The 20,197-nt window shown below is 75.4% G+C and carries 17 protein-coding genes; 12 read left to right on the forward strand and 5 right to left on the reverse strand.

What is annotated here, in order from left to right:
- Positions 1-68: 68 nt before the first annotated feature.
- Complete coding sequence (locus E1O70_RS16780; RefSeq protein ID WP_061267577.1) at positions 69-2,309, reverse strand: HelD family protein; 2,241 nt, start codon at positions 2,307-2,309, stop codon at positions 69-71.
- Between the two features lie 257 nt (positions 2,310-2,566).
- On the opposite strand from E1O70_RS16780, the gene E1O70_RS16785 reads away from it, so the two are divergent.
- The 5 genes from E1O70_RS16785 (at position 2,567) to E1O70_RS16805 (ending at position 7,455) form a co-directional block, all read left to right on the forward strand.
- Positions 2,567-3,805, forward strand: a complete 1,239-nt coding sequence (locus E1O70_RS16785; RefSeq protein ID WP_061267607.1) for a PP2C family protein-serine/threonine phosphatase — start codon at positions 2,567-2,569, stop codon at positions 3,803-3,805.
- Entirely contained in the window at positions 3,802-5,472 is a 1,671-nt protein-coding gene (locus E1O70_RS16790; RefSeq protein WP_082774418.1) for a sensor histidine kinase, read from the forward strand. Before E1O70_RS16785 ends, E1O70_RS16790 begins: the two co-directional genes overlap by 4 nt.
- Positions 5,469-5,909: a response regulator gene (locus E1O70_RS16795; RefSeq protein WP_021482350.1), complete on the forward strand. Its 441-nt coding sequence runs from the start codon at positions 5,469-5,471 to the stop codon at positions 5,907-5,909. The genes E1O70_RS16790 and E1O70_RS16795 overlap by 4 nt, the downstream gene beginning before the upstream one ends.
- Positions 5,910-6,020: 111 nt before the next feature.
- Positions 6,021-6,947, forward strand: a complete 927-nt coding sequence (locus tag E1O70_RS16800) for a proteasome assembly chaperone family protein (RefSeq protein WP_034655073.1) — start codon at positions 6,021-6,023, stop codon at positions 6,945-6,947.
- 304 nt (positions 6,948-7,251) lie between these two features.
- On the forward strand, positions 7,252-7,455 hold the full coding sequence (locus E1O70_RS16805; RefSeq protein WP_034655075.1) for a cold-shock protein: 204 nt from the start codon (positions 7,252-7,254) through the stop codon (positions 7,453-7,455).
- Between the two features lie 87 nt (positions 7,456-7,542).
- On the opposite strand, the gene E1O70_RS16810 is transcribed toward E1O70_RS16805, so the two are convergent.
- Complete coding sequence (locus tag E1O70_RS16810; protein WP_082774409.1) at positions 7,543-8,598, reverse strand: spermidine synthase; 1,056 nt, start codon at positions 8,596-8,598, stop codon at positions 7,543-7,545.
- Between the two features lie 80 nt (positions 8,599-8,678).
- On the opposite strand from E1O70_RS16810, the gene E1O70_RS16815 reads away from it, so the two are divergent.
- The 3 genes from E1O70_RS16815 to E1O70_RS16825 are packed head-to-tail and all read left to right on the forward strand — an operon-like array spanning position 8,679 to position 10,851.
- The gene (locus tag E1O70_RS16815; protein WP_034655077.1) at positions 8,679-9,122 is read left to right on the forward strand and encodes an SAV_6107 family HEPN domain-containing protein; all 444 of its coding nucleotides are present in this window, start codon (positions 8,679-8,681) and stop codon (positions 9,120-9,122) included.
- A gap of 39 nt (positions 9,123-9,161) precedes the next feature.
- Positions 9,162-10,418: a DNA polymerase IV gene (gene dinB / locus E1O70_RS16820; protein ID WP_061267578.1), complete on the forward strand. Its 1,257-nt coding sequence runs from the start codon at positions 9,162-9,164 to the stop codon at positions 10,416-10,418.
- Positions 10,419-10,455: 37 nt separating this feature from the next.
- Positions 10,456-10,851: a DUF3040 domain-containing protein gene (locus tag E1O70_RS16825; protein ID WP_031316425.1), complete on the forward strand. Its 396-nt coding sequence runs from the start codon at positions 10,456-10,458 to the stop codon at positions 10,849-10,851.
- On the opposite strand, the gene E1O70_RS16830 is transcribed toward E1O70_RS16825, so the two are convergent.
- Genes E1O70_RS16830 through E1O70_RS16840 form a run of 3 tightly spaced genes read right to left on the reverse strand, consistent with a single transcriptional unit; the run spans position 10,799 to position 15,442 of the window.
- Positions 10,799-13,096, reverse strand: coding sequence for a transglutaminase TgpA family protein (locus E1O70_RS16830; protein WP_061267579.1), 2,298 nt, complete (start codon positions 13,094-13,096; stop codon positions 10,799-10,801). The genes E1O70_RS16825 and E1O70_RS16830 overlap by 53 nt on opposite strands.
- Positions 13,093-14,433 carry a DUF58 domain-containing protein gene (locus E1O70_RS16835; protein WP_061267580.1) on the reverse strand — a complete coding sequence of 447 codons (1,341 nt, stop codon included), beginning with the start codon at positions 14,431-14,433 and terminating at the stop codon, positions 13,093-13,095. Before E1O70_RS16835 ends, E1O70_RS16830 begins: the two co-directional genes overlap by 4 nt.
- Position 14,434: 1 nt before the next feature.
- Positions 14,435-15,442: an AAA family ATPase gene (locus tag E1O70_RS16840; RefSeq protein WP_034655085.1), complete on the reverse strand. Its 1,008-nt coding sequence runs from the start codon at positions 15,440-15,442 to the stop codon at positions 14,435-14,437.
- Positions 15,443-15,887: 445 nt separating this feature from the next.
- Between E1O70_RS16840 and mraZ the strand changes: the two genes are divergently transcribed.
- The 4 genes from mraZ (at position 15,888) to E1O70_RS16860 (ending at position 20,091) form a co-directional block, all read left to right on the forward strand.
- Entirely contained in the window at positions 15,888-16,322 is a 435-nt protein-coding gene (mraZ, locus tag E1O70_RS16845; RefSeq protein ID WP_031316739.1) for a division/cell wall cluster transcriptional repressor MraZ, read from the forward strand.
- A gap of 168 nt (positions 16,323-16,490) precedes the next feature.
- On the forward strand, positions 16,491-17,552 hold the full coding sequence (gene rsmH / locus E1O70_RS16850; RefSeq protein WP_061267581.1) for a 16S rRNA (cytosine(1402)-N(4))-methyltransferase RsmH: 1,062 nt from the start codon (positions 16,491-16,493) through the stop codon (positions 17,550-17,552).
- Complete coding sequence (ftsL, locus tag E1O70_RS16855) at positions 17,549-17,998, forward strand: cell division protein FtsL (RefSeq protein WP_061267582.1); 450 nt, start codon at positions 17,549-17,551, stop codon at positions 17,996-17,998. The genes rsmH and ftsL overlap by 4 nt, the downstream gene beginning before the upstream one ends.
- 149 nt (positions 17,999-18,147) lie before the next feature.
- A complete protein-coding gene (locus tag E1O70_RS16860) occupies positions 18,148-20,091 on the forward strand; it encodes a peptidoglycan D,D-transpeptidase FtsI family protein (protein WP_128957524.1) in 1,944 nt (647 codons plus the stop codon).
- Positions 20,092-20,197 lie beyond the last annotated feature (106 nt).

The raw sequence follows: 20,197 nt of genomic DNA on the forward strand, positions 1-20,197 counted from the left end.
CGCGGTCCGGACCAAACGGGTCTTGACCCTCGGGACGAGGTGACCCCGCGCCCGGACCCCGACCGCTCTCAGGCTCCGGCGCCCCGTGCGTCGTCCGACGGCGCGGGGGCGACCCCGGCGGGCAGCGCGCGCGTGTGCACGACGACGAGCCGCTGGGTCGGCCGCGTCATGGCGACGTACAGGTCGGACGGGCCCGACGGCCCGGTCGCGACGTCGGCGGGCTCGACCAGCACGACGGCGTCGAACTCCAGCCCCTTGACCTGCACCGGGTCGAGCACGACGACCGGGTCCTCGCCGCCCGCGTCGGCGAGCCCGAGCGCGGCCCGCAGCGCGGGGACTGCGGGCGCGGCCGCGACGACGGCGACGCGGCCGGACTCCGCGGCGACGAACTCGGCGCGCGCGGCCTCGGCCTCGGCCCGGACACGTGCCTCCAGCGCGCCCGGTGCCACCTCGACCACGCGCAGGGCGTCCTCGACGTCGCGCGCGGACGTGAGCGGCGAGACCGGGAGGCCGGCCGCGACGGCCGCGCGTCGGGCCGCGTCCGCGACGGAGGCCGGGGTGCGGTAGTTGACCGTGAGCTCGGCGAGCCGCCACGCGTCGCGGAAGACCGGGTCGAGCATGCCCTTCCACGACCGGGCGCCCGCGAGCGAGGACGTCTGGGCGACGTCGCCGACCACCGTGAACGACCGCGTCGGGCACCGGCGCACGAGCATGCGCCACGCCATGGCGGACAGCTCCTGCGCCTCGTCGACCACGACGTGGCCGTAGGTCCACGTGCGGTCCTGCGCGGCGCGCTCGGCGGTGGTCAGGCGCGGGCCGCTCGCGGCGAACCGCTCGGCGAGCACGTCGGCGCCGACGATCCCGCCGCCCGCACCGGACGACTCGAGCACCTGGCGCGCGTACTCGAGGTCCTGCGCGCGCTGCGCCGCGCGCGCGGCGGCCTCGGCCCGCTCCGCCTGGTCGTCCTCGCCGAGGAGCTCCGCCGCCTCGTCGAGGAGCGGCACGTCCGCGGGGGTCCACGGCGCGCCCTTCGCCCGCTCGAGGAGCCGTCGGTCCTCGGGGGAGAGCTCGGGCGCGGCCTCGGCGAGCCGGTGCGGCTTGGTCCACAGGTCCTCGACGAGGCGCTCGGGCGTGAGCGGCAGCCACGCCAGGTTGAGCGCGACCCGCACGTCGCGGTGGGAGCGCAGGTCCTCCAGCGCGAGCGCGCGGTCCTCGCCGACGAGGGGCTCGCCGAGCTGGCGCCCGTACTGCTCGACGAGGCGCGAGAGCATCTCGCGGACGAACGTGACGCGCGCGAGGTTGTGCGGCTTGTGGGTGCGTCGCGCCTTCGCGATGGCGTCGCGCACGTCGCGGCGGCGGATGACGAGGTCGTGGCCGTCGAGCCGGACCGGCACGTCGGCCGCGGGCACGCGCTCGCGGGCGCGCACGGCCCGGCGCACCGCACGGGCCATGACCGCCCGGCCCTTGACCCGCGCGACGCGCGGGTCCTCCTCGCCGTCGGCGACGACGCCGGGCAGGAGGTCGGCGATGGTCGTGCTCACGACGCCGGTCTCGCCGAGCGACGGCAGCACCTGGTCGATGTAGCGCAGGAAGGAGAGGCTGGGGCCGACGAGCAGCACGCCCGAGCGCTCGAGCAGCCGCCGGTGCGCGTACAGCAGGTAGGCCGCGCGGTGCAGCGCGACCGCCGTCTTGCCCGTGCCGGGCCCGCCCTGGACGACGAGCGCCCCCGCGAGCTCGGAGCGGATGATCGCGTCCTGCTCCGACTGGATCGTGGCGACGATGTCGCCCATGCGTCCCGTGCGGCCCGCGGCCATCGCGGCGAGCAGCGCGCCCTCGCCCGAGAGCGACGTGCCGGTCACGGCCTCCGGGGCGTCGAGGTCGAGGAGCTCGTCCTCGAGCCCCGTCACGGCACGACCGCGCGTCACGAGGTGCCGACGGCGCACGACGCCGTCCGGGTGGGCCGCCGTCGCGCGGTAGAACGCCTGGGCGGCGGGCGCGCGCCAGTCCGTGAGGAGGCTCGAGTGCTCTTCGTCGGTGAGGCCGATGCGCCCGACGTAGCGCAGGGTGCCGTCGTCGAGGTCGAGGCGGCCGAACGCGAGGCGGTCCTCGACCGCGTCGAGCTGCGCGACACGGTCCTCGTACAGCGTCGCGAACGCGTCGCGCTCGCTGCGGTTCTGCGGCGAGCCCGACGGGCCGGACCGTCGGACCTCGTCGAGGCGTGCCCGGGCGGCCGCCCGCAGCTCGTCGAGGCGCGCGTAGAGGGTGTCCACGACCTCCTGCTCGAGCCGGAGCTCGTCGTTGCGTCCCACGCTGTCCCTTCCTCGACCGGCGCCGCGCCGCCCGCGCGGCCGTCCATTATGGCGTACGACGGCCGTCCGGGGACCGGCGACCGGCGCGTCCCGGCGCCGTGACCGGGCCGGACGCGGGCCTGCGGCTAGGATCGTGGCCCATGGCGACCAGAGGGGAGCGGGCGTCGTGACCGGGAGCGAGCAGCGGGCCCCGGGCCGACCCTCCGCGCGCGGCGACGACGCCGCCGGACCGGACCAGGCGCACCCGGGGCCGCGCCGTGCTGGCCCCGACGGACGAGCTCCGGATCCTGCTCGTGGAGGACGACGACGGGGACGCGATCCTCGTCGAGGAGCTGCTGGCCGACGGCAACCTCAAGGTCGAGCTGCACCGCGCGACGACCCTGGACGGCGCCCTCGAGATGGTCGTCTCCCACGACGTCGACTGCGTGCTGCTGGACCTGGGTCTGCCCGACTCCGTAGGCCTGTCCGCCGTCGAGCGCGTGCGCGCGGGGTCGCGGCCGCCGGCGCTCGTCGTCCTGACCGGCCACTCGGGCATCGACCTCGGCGTGCAGGCGGTCGCCGCGGGCGCCGACGACTACCTCGTCAAGGGGGAGGTCGACGGCGACCTCCTGGGGCGGTCCGTGCGCTACGCGGTCCAGCGCCGCATGTCCGTCGAGCAGCAGCGCGCGCTGTACCGCAGCGAGGTCCGTGCGGCCGAGACGGCGCGCCTCGAGCGCGCGCTCCTGCCGACCCCGCTCGTGCAGGACGACCGCCTCGACGTCATGGTCGGCTACGTGCCGGGCGGCAACGGCCTGCTGGGCGGCGACTTCTTCGACGCGGTCGAGCGCCCGGACGGGACGGTCCTGTGCGTCATCGGGGACGTCGCGGGGCACGGCCCGGACGAGGCCGCGCTCGGCGCGACGCTGCGCACGGCCTGGCGCACCATCGTCCTCAGCGAGACCCAGCCGGAGGCCATCCTGCCGCTGCTCGAGCGCGTGCTCGTCCCCGAGCGCGCGCGCCCGGAGGTGTTCGTCACGCTCTGCCAGGTCGTCGTCTCCGCGGACCGCCGCAGCGCCGAGGTCTACCTCGCGGGCCACCTCGCGCCGCTGCTGCTGCGCGACACGGCGTCGGAGATCACGCCGACGTCGCGCGGCCGCGCCCTGGGCATCCCGGTCGCGGGCGGCTGGACGTCGCAGCCGGTCGAGCTCGGCGAGCGCTGGGCCCTCATGCTCTACACCGACGGCCTCGTCGAGGCGACCGTCGCGGGAGCCGGGGCGGGCGACGCGCGGACCCGCCCCGAGCGCGTCGGGGTCGACGGCCTGCGCCGCGCCGTCGACAGCGCCCTGGAGCAGGGCGTCGAGGGCGTCGTCGAGCGCGTCTTCCGTCGCGTGCGCGACCTCCACGGCGGCCCCCTCGCGGACGACGCGGCCCTCCTCGTGCTCGGGTGGGACGGCAAGGGCACCTCCCCGGGCGAGCGGTCGGCCACCCTCGCGGACTCGGACGAGTGGGCCCGGTGAGCGCCGCGGGCGACCGCAGGCGCGCGGGCGAGCGTCGTGCCCCGACGCTGCGTCGGCGGCTCGGCTGGGCGCTCGTCGTCGCCGGGGTGATCCTCCTCGGCGTGCTCGCGACGTCCGCGATCGCGCTGTCGCGCGTCCTCACCCTCCAGACCGACGTGACCGGGCCGTTCTTCGACGCGGTGAGCGAGGCGGACGGCGCGTACGTCGGCCTGCTCGACGCCGAGGTCGCGGTGCGCGCCTACGTCGCCACGGGCGACGCGACGGCGCTCGAGGCCTACACGCGCGCGGTGGGCGTCGACGCCGAGGGCGTCGTCCCCGACGCCGCGCTCGTCGACCGCCTCGGCCTCGACGACGAGCTCGCCGGGACGCTCACCCAGGCCGAGTCCTCGGTGCGCGCCTGGGTCTCCGACGCGGCCGAGCCCGCCATCGCGACCACCGAGGCCCAGGGCCCCGGGCGCGTGCGCGCCGTCGACCAGGCGCGCGGCGCCGAGCTCTTCGCGGCGGCGCGCGCCGACACCGCGCAGTACGTCGACCAGCTGCGCGACGAGCGCGTCGAACGCCTCGACGCGCTCGACCGGTGGAGCCGCGCCCTGTTCGGGAGCGTCCTCGTCCTCGTCGGCTCGGCGCTCGCGGTCGGCATCATCCTGTGGGTCTGCCTCAAGCGCTGGGTCACCGAACCCATGGCCGAGCTCGCGCACCGCGTGCGGCGCGTGAGCTCCGGGAGCCTCGACGAGCCGGTCGTCACGTCCGGGCCCGCCGAGATCGCGGACCTCGCGCAGGACGTCGAGCACATGCGCGTCGAGCTCGTCAGCCAGGTCGCGGAGATCAAGGCGTCGCACGAGGACGCGGCGCGCTCGCACGAGCTGCTCGCCGAGCAGGCGCGCGAGCTGGAACGCTCGAACCGCGACCTGGAGCAGTTCGCGTACGTCGCCTCGCACGACCTCCAGGAGCCGCTGCGCAAGGTCGCGAGCTTCACGCAGCTCCTCAAGAAGCGCTACGGGGGCGAGCTCGACGACCGCGCCGACCAGTACATCGACTTCGCGGTCGACGGCGCGAAGCGGATGCAGCGCCTCATCCAGGACCTGCTCGGGTTCTCCCGCGTCGGCCGGACGGGCACCGAGCGCGTCGACGTCGACCTCGAGGACGAGCTCCGGGGCGTGCTCGAGGACTTCTCCGAGAAGATCGCGGAGTCCGGGGCGCGCGTCACGCACGACCCGCTCCCCGTCGTCGTGGGAGAGCAGGCGCTCCTGCACCAGCTCCTCGCGAACCTCGTCGGCAACGCGCTGAAGTTCCGCCACCCCGACCGGGCGCCCGCCGTGCACGTGGGCGTGCTCGCGCGCGACACCCACTGGGAGCTGTCGGTCGAGGACAACGGGATCGGCATCGACGCGCAGTACGCCGACCGCGTGTTCGTCATCTTCCAGCGCCTGCACGCCAAGGACGTGTACGAGGGCACGGGCATCGGCCTCGCGCTGTGCAAGCGCATCGTCGAGTACCACGGCGGGCGCATCTGGATCGAGCCGCGCGAGGGCGGCACGACCATCCGCTTCACGCTCGCCCACGCCTACGTCCAGGCGCAGGTCGGCTACGCTCGCTCCGACCCCGGCGGCGCCGGTCCGGACGCTCCGGCCCCCGCGCGCCCCGACGACGAGGAGAGCCCCCCATGAGCCACGGCAGCAAGCCGATCGACGTCCTCCTGGTGGAGGACGACCCGGGCGACGTGCTCATGACCCGTGAGGCGTTCGAGGACCACAAGGTCACCAACCGCCTCTCGGTGGTGTCCGACGGCGTGAGCGCGCTGCAGTTCCTGCGCAAAGAGGGCGAGCACGCGGGCGCCCCGACGCCCGACCTCATCCTCCTCGACCTCAACCTGCCCCGGATGGACGGGCGCGAGGTCCTGGCCGAGCTCAAGGCCGACGACGCGCTGCGCAAGATCCCCGTCGTCGTGCTCACGACGTCGGAGGCCGAGGAGGACGTGGTGCGCAGCTACTCGCTGCACGCCAACGCCTACGTGACCAAGCCCGTCGACTTCGACCGCTTCATCGACGTCGTCCGGCAGATCGACGACTTCTTCGTCTCCGTGGTGCGGCTCCCCGGTCGCTGACCGCCGCCACCGCCCGGCCGGGAATGATCCCCGGCCCGGGTCGCGTTACCTCGTCAGGCCCGCAGCGCGCCACCGGCGGCGCACGGGCGAAGGACGTGACGAGGAGGATGCATGCTGGACCCTCGCGGGATCTACGAGCTCGACGAGCAGGCCGTGGCGCGCCTGTGGCCCACGCCGCCCGAGGCGGGCTCCGGGCCGGTGCTGCTGCACGCGGTCGCGGGGTTCGTCGACGCGGGCAGCGCGGGAGAGGTGGCCGTCGACCACCTGCTGGAGATCGGTGAGGTCACCCGCCTGGTGACGTTCGACGCCGACCAGCTCATCGACTACCGCTCGAAGCGGGCCACGATGACCTTCAGCACGGACCGCTGGTCCGACTACGACGAGCCGTACCTCGTCGTCGACCACGTGCGCGACGCCGAGGGCACCGGCTTCCTGCTGCTGCACGGCGCCGAGCCGGACGTCCAGTGGGAGCGCGTGGTCGCCGCGGTGCGCGACGTCGTCGAGCGCCTGGGCGTCTCGCTCGTCGTGGGCTTCCACGGCATCCCGATGGGCATCCCGCACACGCGGCCGCTCTCGGTGACGGCGCACGCCACGCGCCCCGAGCTGCTCGGCGAGCACACGTCGTGGTTCGGGACGGTCAAGGTCCCGGCGAGCCTCGCCGCGCTGCTCGAGCTGCGGCTCGGGCGCGCGGGCCACGACGCCGTCGGCTACACCGTGCACGTGCCGCACTACCTCGCCCAGTCGTCGTACCCGCCCGCGGCGGTCGTCGCGCTCGAGCACGTCCAGCGCGTGACGGGACTCGACCTCGCCACGGGCGGCCTCGCGGAGGCGGTCCAGGACGCGAAGACCGAGGTCGAGCGCCAGGTGCGCGACTCCGAGGAGGTCGCGGCGGTGGTCCGGGCGCTCGAGGAGCAGTACGACGCCTTCGCCCGCTCGGTCGGGCGCACGAGCCTGCTCGCCGAGTCGGCGCCGATCCCCACGGCCGACGAGCTCGGCGCGGAGTTCGAGCGCTTCCTCGCGCAGCAGTCGGGGGAGTGACCGCGCGCGCCGCAGAGCCGGAGACTATGTGCCGAAAAATCGGCACGAGAGGGCCCGTTCTCCATGGCGGACCTGACGTGGTCCATGCCACACTGTGACCCGTTGCAGTGACGTACTTGCGCACGACCCGGTACAGGGCCGGAACGTGGGTCCGCCCGGCGGGGCGGTCCGACGTCGGGCCTCGCCGGCCGCACACGGCCGGGATGCCGGCGAAGGACGTGGGACATGGCATTGCGGCGCACGGGGGTGGACGAAGGGTCCGCCTGCTGATGTCCCCGGATGGACAGAAGGTCAGAGGAACAGCATGGCGCAGGGTTCTGTGAAGTGGTTCAACGCCGAGAAGGGCTACGGCTTCATCGCGCAGGACGGCGGCGGTGCCGACGTCTTCGTGCACTACTCGGCGATCGAGTCGAACGGGTACCGCACGCTCGACGAGGCGCAGCGGGTCGAGTTCGAGATCACCCAGGGGCCGAAGGGCCCGCAGGCGGAGAAGGTCCGCCCGCTCTGACGTCCACGACGTCCTGCGGTCGGGTCGCCCGGTCGTAGCAGCAGCGCAGGAGCCGCGTCCCCTCCCGGGGGCGCGGCTCCTGGCGTGTCAGCCCTCGCGCGGCGCCCGCGCGCGCTCGTCGGTCGCCGGCCGCGCGGTCGTGGCGTCCCCGGGAGCGGGTCCCCCGAACGTGGGGTCGGCGGACCCGGGGTCCGCGGGCGTGGGGTCCGCGGGCGTGGGGTCCAGGAGGGGCGCCGCCGGGCCGACGAAGGTCCGCAGCTCGCCCCCCACGAGGACGCGCGCCGGCACGGCCAGCGAGCGCACGGCGCGCGCGAGGCCCGGGCCGGCCAGGCCGGGGCCGGCGCCTCCCGGCGCGACCGCGGCGAGCACCACGTTCCCGTACCGGCGGCCCTTGAGCTGTGCGGGCTCGGCGATCGCCGCGACGCGCCCCTCCTCCAGGGCGCCGGCGCCCGCGCCCTCCCCGAACGCGGCCGCGAGCGTCGCCAGCTCGCGCCGCACCGACGCGAGGGGCGGCCGGTCCGCGCAGTTGACCAGGTAGACGCCCCCCGGTCGCAGGACGCGCCGCACCTCCTCGGCCATGCCGAGGGTCACGAGGTGGTCGGGCGTGCGGTCGCCGTGGAAGACGTCCCGGACCACGACGTCGAACGACGCGTCGGCGAGCCCCTCCACCGCGTGCCGGGCGTCGTCGGGCCGCAGCCGCAGCCGCGGGGAGCGCGGCAGGTCGAACCAGGCGCGCACGAGCTCCAGGAGGCGCGCGTCGAGGTCGACCCCGAGCTGCGTCGAGCCGGGGCGGGTGTGCTCCACCCAGCGCGGCAGGCTGCACCCGGCGGCCCCGAGGTGCAGCGCACGCACGGGCCCGGGGTGGAGCTCGTCGACCACCGCGGCCATCTGCTGCATGTACTCGAACGCGAGCATCCCGGGGTCGTCCAGGTCGAGGTACGAGCTCGGCACCCCGTTGACGTAGAGGGTGACCGCCGACGGGCGGTCGGGGTCGCGCTCGACGCGCGCGGTGCCCGTCGTGGTCGCGACGGGCTCGTCCGGGAGGTCGGACGCCGCAGGCCCACCACGCGCGGGGCCCCGACGCCGGGGCGGTGTGGGTGGTGCGGAGGACCCTGGAGGGCGTCGGGAGGTACGGCGAGCCATGTGCCCACGGTACGGGCTGTCGGCGTCCGGCACGTTGACAGGATCGAACAGGTGTTCGATAGTGGAGCAGGAGGTGCGCGATGTCGAACGAAGCAGGCGCGAGGGCGCAGGTCGTGGTACCCGCCGAGGTCCGGCGGCTGCTCGCCCGCGCGGACGCGGAGCTCGTCGCGGCGGCGCTCGCGCAGGACGCGGGGGAGCGGTTCGTCCACGCCCACCTCGGCGCGCTGCGGGCAGCCGCCGCGGTCGTCGCGCTCCGTGCGCGCCCCGTGCGCCGTGGGCGCGCCCGCTCGGTGTGGGAGCAGCTCGCGGACGCCGAGCCCGCGCTCGCCGCGTGGTCGGTGTACTTCGCGAGCGGCGCGCGCGTCCGCGCCGCCGTGGACGCCGGGCGGTTCGACGAGGTCGACCCGCGTCGCGCCGACGAGCTCGTCGCGTGCGCCGAGGACTTCCGCGACGAGGTCGCGATGCTGGTCGACCCGGACGCCGGCTTCGTCCGGCTCCCCGGGCTGCGCACGGTGGCGTCGTGACGACCCGGCCGGTCGGCCCGCGGGCACGGTGAGCACCCGATGAGCCGGGGTCCTCGTGCCGTCGTCCGCCGGGACTGGGGCGACGACGAGAGCGGCTGCTCGATCCTGCACGTCGACATGGACGCGTTCTTCGCCTCGGTCGAGCTCGCGCGGCGTCCCCAGCTCGTCGGGCGGCCGGTCATCGTCGGCGCTGCCGAGCGGGGAGTCGTCCTGGCTGCCACCTACGAGGCGCGCGCGTTCGGCGTCCATTCGGCGATGCCCATGACGACCGCACGCCGGCTGTGCCCGCAGGCGGTCGTCGTGCCGCCGGACCACACGCGGTACCACGAGGTCTCGCGCTCGGTCATGGCCGCGCTCGGCGAGATCACCGCGCTCGTGGAGCAGGTGAGCGTCGACGAGGCGTTCCTCGACGTCAGCGGCGCGCGGCGCCGCCTCGGGCCGCCCACGCGGATCGCGGCCGCGCTGCGGCGTCGGGTCCAGGCGGACCACGGGATCACGTGCTCGGTCGGGATCGCGACCACGAAGTTCGTCGCGAAGCTCGCGTCCACGCACGCCAAGCCCGACGGCATGCTGCTCGTGCCCGCCGCGGCGACGGTGCCGTTCCTGCGCACCCTGCCGGTCGGGGCGCTGTGGGGCGTGGGCGAGCGCACGGAGGCCGTCCTCGCGCAGTGGGGCATCCGGACGGTGGCCGAGCTCGCCGACACCGACGTCGCGTCCCTGCAGACGGCGGTCGGCAAGGTGTCCGGGGCGCACCTGCACGACCTCGCGTGGGGTCGTGACCCGCGCCCCGTCCAGCCGGAGCGCTCGGAGCGGAGCGTCGGCGCGGAGACGACGTTCGAGCACGACCTGCGTGACCTCGCCGCCGTGCAGGCGCGCGTGCTCGAGCTCGCCGACCGGTGCGCCGGGCGGCTCCGGCACCAGGGCCTCGTCGCCCGCACGGTGAGCGTGAAGGTCCGCACGAGCGACTTCCGGACGGTCACGCGCGCCCGCACGCTCGGCGCCCCGACGGACGTCGCGCGCGAGATCTACCTCGTCGCGCGCGAGCTCGTCGCGGGGGTGGACCTGCGAGGGCTCGCGGTCCGGCTCGTGGGGGTGCGTGCGGAAGGTCTCGAGCCGCGCGCGGAGGCCGTCGTCCAGCCCACGCTCGAGGAGGCCGTGGTGGGGACGAACGCCGTCCGACGGCGCGCGGAGGAGGCCGTCGACGCCGTCCGCGGCCGTTTCGGGGTGAGATCCATCGCGATGGGGCCCGCCCGGGCCCGCTCGACTACCACCCCCGCGGATGTCGATCTATCCTGAGGGTGTCACACGACCACCGTGGAGAATCGGGGTGCTCATGCCTCTGTCTGAGTACGAGCAGCGGGTCTTGGAGCAGATGGAGCGCGCGCTCACCTCGGACGATCCGCGGTTGGCGAACACGCTCCAGGCCCCTCGACGTCGCTCTGCGCTGCGCTACGTCCTGGCCGGTGTCGGCGTCGTGGGAGGGCTGCTCCTGCTGGTGCTGGGCGCCGCGCTCTCGCAGACCTGGCTCGGCGTCATCGGCTTCGTCCTCATGTTCGCCGGCGTCGTGCTGGTCTTCCAGGCACCGCGCGCCTCCCGCAAGGGACCGGTCGGCACCGTCGAGGCCGACGGCACCGTCCGGCCGGCCGCAGCGAGCAGGACCTCGCGCAAGCCGTTCCTCAGCCGACTCGAAGAGCGCTGGGACCGTCGGCGCGAGCAGGACGGTCGCTGAGCGACCTCTCGATCCCCTCGACGGCGGCGTCGACGAGCGCCTGGAGACGCTCCGGGGTGACCGTCTCGCGCGGACGCGGGGCGTAGCGCTCCGCCTCGAGCGCCGCCGCGAGGGCCGTGAGCGCCTCGGCCAGGTCCTCGTCCCCGGCATCGGTCCCGCGTCGCGCCTGCAGGGTCGCGACGACGACCGCGGGCACGCGGCGCGGCGTCGTGGACGACGGCCACCGCACGTCCAGCGCACCGAGCCGTGCCACGAGCTCGGCCCAGGCGTCCTCGGCGTCCCGCAGGCTCTCCGCCTCGGTGCGTCGGCGCAGCACGAACCACAGCCCTGCGGCGAGCACCGCCGCGACGAGCAGCGCCACGCCCACGACGAGCGGCCACGAGGTGGAGTCCTCCTGCGTGCCGCCCGTCGTGCCGGCCCCCGGGGCGGTGGGTGCCGGCGTCGCCGGCGCTGACGGCGCGGCCGTGGTGGCGCCCGGCGTCGGGACGTTCCCCGGGTCTGCCGGGCCGCCGGGCGTGACGGCGACCGGGGTGGCCCACGTCGGCGTCGGACCGGTCTGCTGGGCGGGCGTCGGCTCGAAACGCACCCAGCCCTGGCCCGGGAAGTACAGCTCGGGCCATGCGTGGGAGTCGCGACCCGTGACCTGGTAGCTCGACTCGTCGACCCGCTCGCCCGGCAGGAACCCGACGCCCAGCCGCGCGGGGATGCCGAGCGTGCGGGCCATCATCGTCATCGACGTCGCGAACTGGACGCAGTAGCCCGTCCGGTCCTGGAGGAAGTCCCAGACTGCGTCGCCCGAGGTGCCCGGCGGCACCTCGGTGGAGTACGTGAACTGCGAGATGTCGCGGAAGTAGGTCTGCAGCGCGAGCGCCTGGTCGTAGCGCGTCGTCGCGCCGTCGACGACGGACGTCGCGAGGTCGCGGATGTCCTGCTCGTGCTCCGTCGCGGGCACGTCGAGGTAGTTGGGGTCGTCGGGGTCCGCGCCGCTGGCGCCGCGCAACGCGTCGGCGTCGAGCGGCCGCGGGAAGACCGTGACCTCGTAGGACGTGCCCGCGCCCGTCGGCTGCTCGCCGAGCACCTCGTCGCGCACGTCGTCGTACGCCCAGTCGCCGTCGATGCCGACGGCGCGCGGCTCGGTCGGCAGCGGCAGCTTGGTGTCGCGCAGCGACTCGAGCGTGACGCGCAGCGACGTCGGGTCCCCGGTGGCGCCCGGGTCGTCGGGCCACAGGACCTGCTCGCCGCCGTCGATGGGGGTGCCGTCGCGGTCCGCGCCACGGCGCCAGTTGGTGCCGTCGAAGCCGGTGAGCGTGAAGACCCGCAGGGGACCGACGCCTTCGCCGTCGGTCCGGTAGCGCAGGACCACCTCGCCCGAGCGCTCGGCGAGGTCGCGCCGCATGTCCAGGTCGTCGGAGAGCCGGACCGTCTGGCCGGTCGAGGAGAACAGGCGCGACCACGACGCCGACGCCACCTCGGGGAGCGAGGCGCTCGCCGACCCGAGGCCGAGCGCGGTGACCGCCACGGCGACCGCCACGACGAGCGCGCCCGCGGCACGCAGGCCTCCGGCGGCGCGGTCCTCCGGGCGTCGCGCGGACGCCCCGCGGCGGACGGCGCGGTGCGGGTTGTCCACCGCGAGGAGGAGCACGAGGGCGGTGACCGTCACGACGAACGCGAGCGGCGGGATCTCGCCGACGATGACGAGCCCGGGCACCCACAGGGCGAGGAGCGGCAGCGCGACCCCCGCGCCGAGCCGCAGCCCGCCGGCCATGAGGTCGGCGACGACGAACACCACGACCGCGCCGCCGACCGCCAGGAGAGCGATGGGCAGGCTGGGGTCGATCGGGGCGACCTCCGCGAGCGTGAGGTCGCGCGCGGTGCCCAGGCGGGACACGACGCGGTCCACGTTGGACAGGCCGATGAGGAGCGAGAACCGGTCCGTCGGCCCGCCGTACAGCCCGAGCAGGGCCCACAGCCCGACGACGAGCCCCGCGAGCGACGGCAGGAGCGCCGCCGGCGGGGCGAGCACCTCGCCGCGCGCCGCGTGGCTCCGTTCGAGCGCCCAGCGGCTGAGACCGGTGACGAGCGCGAGGACGACGACGACGCGCACGACCGTGCCCGTCCAGCCGCCCGGCCCGACGACGCTCCCCAGCGCGTACGCCGACGCGACGACCGCGGTGGCGACGAGCGCGCTCGTCGCGAGCACGCGCAGGCCCGCGGAGTCCGAGGTTCCCGGCCGGGGTGCGGTCATCGTGAGCCCTCCACGAGCAGGGTCCAGGCGTGCTCGAGCGACACGGACGGGTCGACGAGCGCGGCATGCCACCCCGTGGAGCGGAGCGCGGCGACGGTCTCGACGGCGTCGGCGTGCTCGGGGGCCCACGGCCGGGTGCTCACCACGAGCGCGCGGTGGACGCCGTCCCCGGCCATCGCGGCGACGGTGTGCCGGGCCACGGAGCCGAGCGGGCCGAGCACGGCGACGGTGATCTCGCCCGGGCGGCGGTCGCGTCGCAGCGCCTCGGAGGTCGTCACGACGGAGCGGTCGGCGTCTGCCACGACCTGGTGCCCGTGCAGGTCGACCGTGGCGTCGAGCAGGTCGGCCGGGCCCTCGCCGGACCGGTTGACGCGGAAGCCGGTGCCGGAGACCACCGCGGCGAGCGACGTGGGGACGAGGCGGACGGGGTGCCCCGCGTGGAGCAGCGACACCCCGATCGACGCCGCGCACTCGACGGCCCACTCGCCGTCGGCCAGCGCACGCGGGCTCGACGCGGCGAGCTCCGGGTGGGGCAGGAGGCCGCGGTCGAGGAGCACGGTCACGGGTGGCAGGCCCGCGCTCTCGTCGGAGCGCACCATGAGCTGGCCGCGGCGCGCGGCGCTGACCCAGTGCACGCGGCGGGGGTCGTCACCGGCGACGTAGTCGCGCAGGACCGAGTCGTCGCTCGACGCGAGCCGGGCGCCGGAGGCCGAGCGCTCGTGCTCGCCGAACGCGCGGCTCCCGCGCACGGGCAGCTCGACGGTGCGCGGCCAGACTGCCACGGCCGTCGGGTCGCCGAGCTCCTGCGTCGCGCTGACGAGGCCGAACAGGTCGGTCCGCGTCGTGAGGAGCGGGCCGAGCGGCCACCGGCCGCGGCGCAGCGGCCGCAGGCGGTACCGCACGGCGATGTGGTCGCCGACCGTCGCGACCTGCGCGCGCAGCGAGCCCTGGTCGGACAGCTCGTGCGCGGCCTGCTCGCTGATGCGCAGGCGTGCGAGCGTGGAGGCCGTCGACGACGTCGTGCGCGCCGCCGCGACGGTCAGGCGCGCGGTCGTGAGCTGGCCGCGCACGGCGGGGTTGGGCTGGACCCGGCGCGTCACGTGCAGCGCGCCGCGCCCCCGGTCGATGCGCCGGGCCGCCATCCAGCACCACGCGGCCCCCACGGCGAGGAGCCCCGCCGCGCCGAGCCCGACGAGGTCCGGCAGGCCGAGCGTGACGCCGAGCACCACGAGCGCGGCGCCCGCACCGAGGACCACGACGCCGCGGCGGGTCGGGCGCGCGCTGGCGAGGCTCCTGGTCCTGCGCCGGAGCCGCGCGAGGAACGACGGTCCGCGCACGTCAGCGTCGCTCGGTCGCGTCCAGGGCGGGGATCGGCGTCTGCGCCACGAGGGACGCGACGACGGCCTCGGCGTCCTGGCCCGAGAGCCGTGCCTCGGTGGTGACGACGAGCCGGTGCGCGAGCACGGGCACCGCGAGGTACTGCACGTCGTCGGGGAGGACGTGGTCGCGCCCCGCCATCGCGGCCAGGGCCTTCGCCGCGCGCAGGAGCTGGAGCGTCGTGCGGGGGGAGGCGCCGAGGCGCAGGCCCGGGTGCTCGCGCGTCCCGGTGACCAGCGCGAGGACGTAGCGCTTGACGGCCGTGGACGCGTGGACCGAGCGCGCGACCTCGGCGAACCGCAGCACGTCCGCCCCGGTGGTCACGGGCCGCAGGTGCGCGAGCGGGTTGTCCGACTCCTGGCGGTCGAGCATCCGGAGCTCGGCGTCGACGTCGGGGTACCCCACGGTGAGCCGTGCCATGAAGCGGTCGCGCTGGGCCTCGGGGAGCGGGTAGGTGCCCTCCATCTCGACCGGGTTCTGGGTCGCGACGACGAGGAACGGGCTCGGGAGCATGTGGGTCGTGCCGTCGACCGTCGTCTGGCCCTCCTCCATGCACTCCAGGAGCGCCGACTGCGTCTTGGGGGAGGCGCGGTTGATCTCGTCGCCGATGACGATGTTGGAGAAGACGGGGCCGGGCCGGAACTCGAACTCGTGGTTCGCGGCGCGGTAGATGTTGACGCCGGTGAGGTCGCTCGGCAGGAGGTCGGGCGTGAACTGGATGCGGCCGACCTTGCAGTCGATCGTGCGCGCCAGCGCCTTGGCGAGCGTCGTCTTGCCCACGCCGGGGACGTCCTCGACGAGAAGGTGCCCCTGTGCCAGGAGGACGGCGACGGTGACGGTCACGAGGTCCGGTCGCCCGGTGACTACCGACTCGATGCCGGAGCGGATCCGTCCGGTGGTCTCGACCAGCTCGTCGAGACCGGCGAGCCGTCCTGACCCGGGCTCGTCGGAGGGCGCGACAGGGGCGATGTCGGGGAGCACGGGGACCTCCGTCGTCGGTGGCGCAGGGCCGCGGACCGGCGAGACCGCGGGTGGGAAGAGCCTAGTAGACGGTGGGAGGTCCGCCGACCCCGGCCAGGGGGCGCGCGGTCCGGGATCGGCGGACCCGTGCCCCTCCCTCTCCCTCCACGTGCACCCGGCGCCGCCGCCCAGGACCCGCCGGACGGCTCCTGGAAGCGGTCGCCCCCGACGACGGTCCCGCCGGACGCGGCCGCGACGCGCCCTGGGGAGTCCTCCCCTCCACCGCGCTCCAGCCCGTCTGACCTGCGGAGATCCTGCGAAGACGGGTGAAACCTGGGACTTTCGCCGAGAGCGGTGGAGGGAAGTGGAGTACCGTGGAGCAGAAGGGAGCAGGAGGGGAGGTGCCAGGTGCATGTCCGGCTTCGTGGACGACGTGCTCGGCGGTTCCTCCGGCCTGCTCCTGGGCACCTTCACGCCGCGTCTGGACGACAAGGGGAGGCTCATCCTCCCCGCGAAGTTCCGGTCGCGGCTCGCACCGGGTCTCGTCATGACACGGGGGCAGGAGCGCTGTCTGTTCCTGCTGCCGATGGACGAGTTCCGGCGCATGTACGACCAGATCCGGCAGGCGCCGGTGACGAGCAAGCAGGCCCGGGACTACCTGCGCGTCTTCCTCTCGGGGGCGAGCGACGAGATCCCGGACAAGCAGGGACGTGTCTCGATCCCCGCGCCCCTGCGGGCGTACGCGGGGCTCGACCGCGACGTCGCCGTGATCGGCGCCGGCACGCGCGTCGAGATCTGGGACGCGCAGGCGTGGGAGACGTACCTCGCGGAGCAGGAGTCGGCGTACTCCGACACCGCGGAGGAGGTGTTCCCGGACCTGCGCTTCTAGGGCCGAGCACCACCGGCTCCGCACGGTGAGGCCTCCTCCCGCCCGGTCTGGCGCACTTCCCCGGCGCCAGAAAGGACGCGGAGGGAGACCTGACCGTACGGGGCCCGCAGCACAGCACGACCAGCAGCAGCACCGGAGCACGACGACCAGCACGGAGAGGAGGAGGACGTGACGAGCACCCCCGACGACGCCGCCGAGCGGCACGTCCCGGTCCTCCTCCAGCGCTGCGTCGACCTGCTCGCGCCCGCGCTCGGCGAGCCGGGCTCCGTGCTCGTCGACTGCACGCTCGGCATGGGCGGCCACACGGAGGCCGTCCTGGAGCAGGTGCCGACGGCGCGCGTGGTCGGCATCGACCGCGACCCCGAGGCGATCGACCGCGCGTCGCGCCGGCTCGCCCGGTTCGGCGACCGCTTCCGCGCCGTGCACGCCGTGTACGACGAGATCGAGGACGTCGTCGCGGACGTGGTCGGCGCACCGGTCCAGGGCGTGCTCATGGACCTCGGCGTCTCCTCGCTCCAGATCGACGAGACGGAGCGCGGGTTCTCCTACGCGCACGACGCACCGCTCGACATGCGCATGGACCCGACCGTGGGCCTCACGGCCAAGGACGTGCTCAACACGTACGACGAGCGCGCGCTCACCCGGATCCTGCGCGACTACGGCGAGGAGCGGTTCGCCCAGCGGATCGCGCGGGCCGTGGTGCGCCGGCGCGAGCAGCAGCCGTGGGAGCGCAGCGCGGACCTCGTCGACCTCGTCCGCGCGTCGATCCCGGCGGCCACCCGCACGACGGGCGGCAACCCCGCCAAGCGCACGTTCCAGGCGCTGCGCATCGAGGTGAACGGCGAGCTCGAGGTCCTCGAGCGCGCGGTCCCCGCCGCGGTGGACGTGCTCGCCGTGGGCGGGCGCATCGTCGTCGAGTCGTACCACTCGCTCGAGGACCGCATCGTCAAGCGCGTGCTCGCCGCCGGCGCGACGATCAGCGCGCCCGCCGGCCTGCCGGTCGTGCCCGAGCAGGACGAGCCGTACCTGCGCCTGCTGACCCGGGGGGCCGAGGAGGCGCCGGCCGGGGAGCGCGAGACGAACCCGCGGTCCGCGTCCGTGCGCCTGCGTGCCGCCGAGCGCACCCGCCCGACACCGCCGCACCGCCGCCCGTCCGCCGCTCGCCGCTCGCCGGCGCCCGGCCACCGACCGACCGACCGACCGCACGACCCGGGGGAGACGACACGATGAGCGCACAGAGGTCGACCGCCGCCCGCCCGCTCCCGCGCCCGGCCCGGCCGGCGCCCGCACCGCGCCCGTCGCTGACCGCCCTGCCGGGCGGCGCGTCCGAGCGGGCGCTGCGCTCGCGTCTCGAGCTCGTCCGGGCGCCGCTGCAGGCGCGGTCCAAGGTCCCGTTCCTCGTCGTCTGCATGTCGATCCTCGGCGCCGCGCTCCTGTGTGCTCTCCTGGTGAACACGACGATGGCGCGCAACTCCTACGAGATGTCGGAGCTGCGCCGGGAGGTGAGTCGCGTGGCCCAGGACACGCAGAGCCTGCAGCTGCAGGTCGCCGAGCAGAGGACGGCGCTGCCGGAGACCGCGCGCGGGCTCGGCATGGTCGAGGCGCAGGACCCGGCGATGGTCCGCCTGTCCGACGGCACGGTGCTCGGCGTGGCGCAGGAGGGGGCGGGGGAGTGACGCAGGGCACGGGTGCCGGGCGCACCGGCCGGTCACGACCGGCGGCGGGCGCCCCGCGCCCCCGTCCCGCCACCGCGGCCTCCCGGGCCTCCTCGGGAGGCCGTCCTGCGTCCACCGGTCGGGCCGCGGGTGCTCGCTCCGGAGGTCCCGTGCCCGCGCGCACCGCCTCGACGGGCACCGCCTCGGCGCGCGCCGCGTCCGGTCGCGCCTCGACGGCGCGCACCACGTCCGGTCGCGTGCCGACCACGCGGAGCACGTCGGGGCGTGCCCCGGTGTCGCGGGCGCCGCGCGGGGCCGGCCGCCCGCCGGCCCGTCCGGCCCGAGGGACCCGCGAGCCCGGCCGGCCCGAGCGTCGGCAGCGCTGGCTCATCGTCGTCGCGGGCGTGATCACCGCGGTGTTCATCGCGCAGCTCGTCAACGTCCAGGTCCTCCGCGGACCCGCGCTCGCGGCCGAGGCCCAGAACGACCGCACGCGCAGCTCGACGACGATCGCGCACCGCGGCGACATCACGGACGCCGACGGCGTGGTGCTCGCGACCTCCGTGGACCGGTACACCGTCGCGGCCGACCTCCAGGCGATCGCGCGCTTCGAGCCCCGTGCCGGCGACCTGGTCAACGGCGAGCCGCTCGAGGAGGGCGGGGCGGTGGGCGTCGCGAAGCTGCTCGCCCCGATCCTCGACCGGTCCGCGGTCGAGCTCGCGGCCGACCTCGTCGGCACGTCGCGGTACCTCGTCCTCGAGAAGGACGTCACGCCCGAGGTGCAGCGCCAGATCGCCGACCTGCGGCTGTCCGCGTTCGTCAGCACGACGATGACGAGCGAGCGCACCTACCCGGCGGGCACGGTCGCCGGCAACCTCGTGGGCTTCGTCAACGACGAGCAGACGGGCGGGGGCGGCATCGAGGCGTCGTACGACGACGTCCTGGCCGGGACGCCGGGCTCGCGCCGGTGCGAGGCAGGGCTCGGCGGACAGCTCATCCCGACGGGTCGGTGCGACGTCGTCGAGGCGGTGCCCGGCCTGAACGTGCGCCTCACGACCGTGCGCGACGTGCAGTGGAAGGCGCAGGACGCGATCGACCGGGCGGTGAGCGAGACGGGGGCGGAGTACGCGATCGCCGTCGTGCAGGACGTCCGCACGGGTGAGGTGCTCGCGCTCGCGGACTCGGGCACCGTGAACCCGAACGACCGCTCGACGGACGCCGTCGCCCGCCCGAGCCGCGCCGTCGCGAACGTGTTCGACCCCGGGTCGACGGGCAAGGTCGTCACGATGGCCGCGGCCATCGAGGGCGGCCACGCGGACGCCGGGTCGCGGTTCGAGGTGCCCGACCGGTACACGACCCCGAACGGTCAGACGTTCAAGGACTCGCACGACCACCCCGTCGAGCGCCTGACGCTCGCGGGCATCCTCGCGGAGTCGTCGAACACGGGCACGGTCCAGGTCGGCGAGAAGATCCCCAAGCAGGTCCGCTACGACTACCTGCGGAAGTTCGGCTTCGGCCAGAAGTCCGGCCTCGGGCTGCCCGGCGAGTCGGCGGGCATCCTGCACCCCGCGGACTCGTGGGACGGCCGCACCGAGTACGCGGTCCTCTTCGGCCAGAGCGTGTCGGTCAACGCGATCCAGGCGACGAGCGTCTTCTCGACGATCGCGAACGGCGGGGTCCGCGCGACGCCGAGCATCGTCGCCGGGACGACGGACGAGCGCGGCGAGCTCGTGCCCGCGGAGCGTCCGGCGCCGGAGCGCGTCGTGTCCCAGGAGACGGCGGACACGGTGCTGCACATGATGGAGTCCGTCGTGGAGGAGGGCACCGGCTCGAGCGCCTCGGTGCCCGGCTACCGCGTCGCGGGCAAGACCGGCACCGCGGAGGCGGCGGGCGACGACGGGCGGCTGTCCGGGATCATGGCGTCGTTCATCGGCGTCGCGCCCGCGGACGACCCGCGGTTCACCGTGTCGGTGTTCCTCAAGAACCCGCACTCGTCGATCTTCGGTGGCGTCGTCGCGGCCCCGGTGTTCAGCGAGATCATGGGCTTCACCCTCGAGCACGAGGGCGTCCAGCCGAGCACCGAGCCCTACGTGCCGCTCCCGACGACGTGGTGAACCTCACCGCCCCTCTCCCGGTCCCCGGTGAAGGTCCCGTGAAGCGCGCCCCTGCCCGGGTGCAGCGCCCCGCGGGCTTGCGGGGCGGCCCGTCCCGGCACGGTAG

Origin of the sequence: Cellulosimicrobium funkei (assembly GCF_004519295.1) — a bacterium.
GTDB lineage: Bacteria > Actinomycetota > Actinomycetes > Actinomycetales > Cellulomonadaceae > Cellulosimicrobium > Cellulosimicrobium funkei.

Bases quoted from the DNA above. Each gene is read 5' to 3' on its own strand.
- E1O70_RS16795 (WP_021482350.1), top strand. From the start codon at position 5,469: ATGAGCCACGGCAGCAAGCCGATCGACGTCCTCCTGGTGGAGGACGAC.
- E1O70_RS16800 (WP_034655073.1), top strand. From the start codon at position 6,021: ATGCTGGACCCTCGCGGGATCTACGAGCTCGACGAGCAGGCCGTGGCG.
- E1O70_RS16805 (WP_034655075.1), top strand. From the start codon at position 7,252: ATGGCGCAGGGTTCTGTGAAGTGGTTCAACGCCGAGAAGGGCTACGGC.
- E1O70_RS16810 (WP_082774409.1), bottom strand. From the start codon at position 8,598: ATGGCTCGCCGTACCTCCCGACGCCCTCCAGGGTCCTCCGCACCACCC.
- E1O70_RS16815 (WP_034655077.1), top strand. From the start codon at position 8,679: ATGTCGAACGAAGCAGGCGCGAGGGCGCAGGTCGTGGTACCCGCCGAG.
- dinB (WP_061267578.1), top strand. From the start codon at position 9,162: ATGAGCCGGGGTCCTCGTGCCGTCGTCCGCCGGGACTGGGGCGACGAC.
- E1O70_RS16825 (WP_031316425.1), top strand. From the start codon at position 10,456: ATGCCTCTGTCTGAGTACGAGCAGCGGGTCTTGGAGCAGATGGAGCGC.
- E1O70_RS16830 (WP_061267579.1), bottom strand. From the start codon at position 13,096: ATGACCGCACCCCGGCCGGGAACCTCGGACTCCGCGGGCCTGCGCGTG.
- ftsL (WP_061267582.1), top strand. From the start codon at position 17,549: ATGAGCGCACAGAGGTCGACCGCCGCCCGCCCGCTCCCGCGCCCGGCC.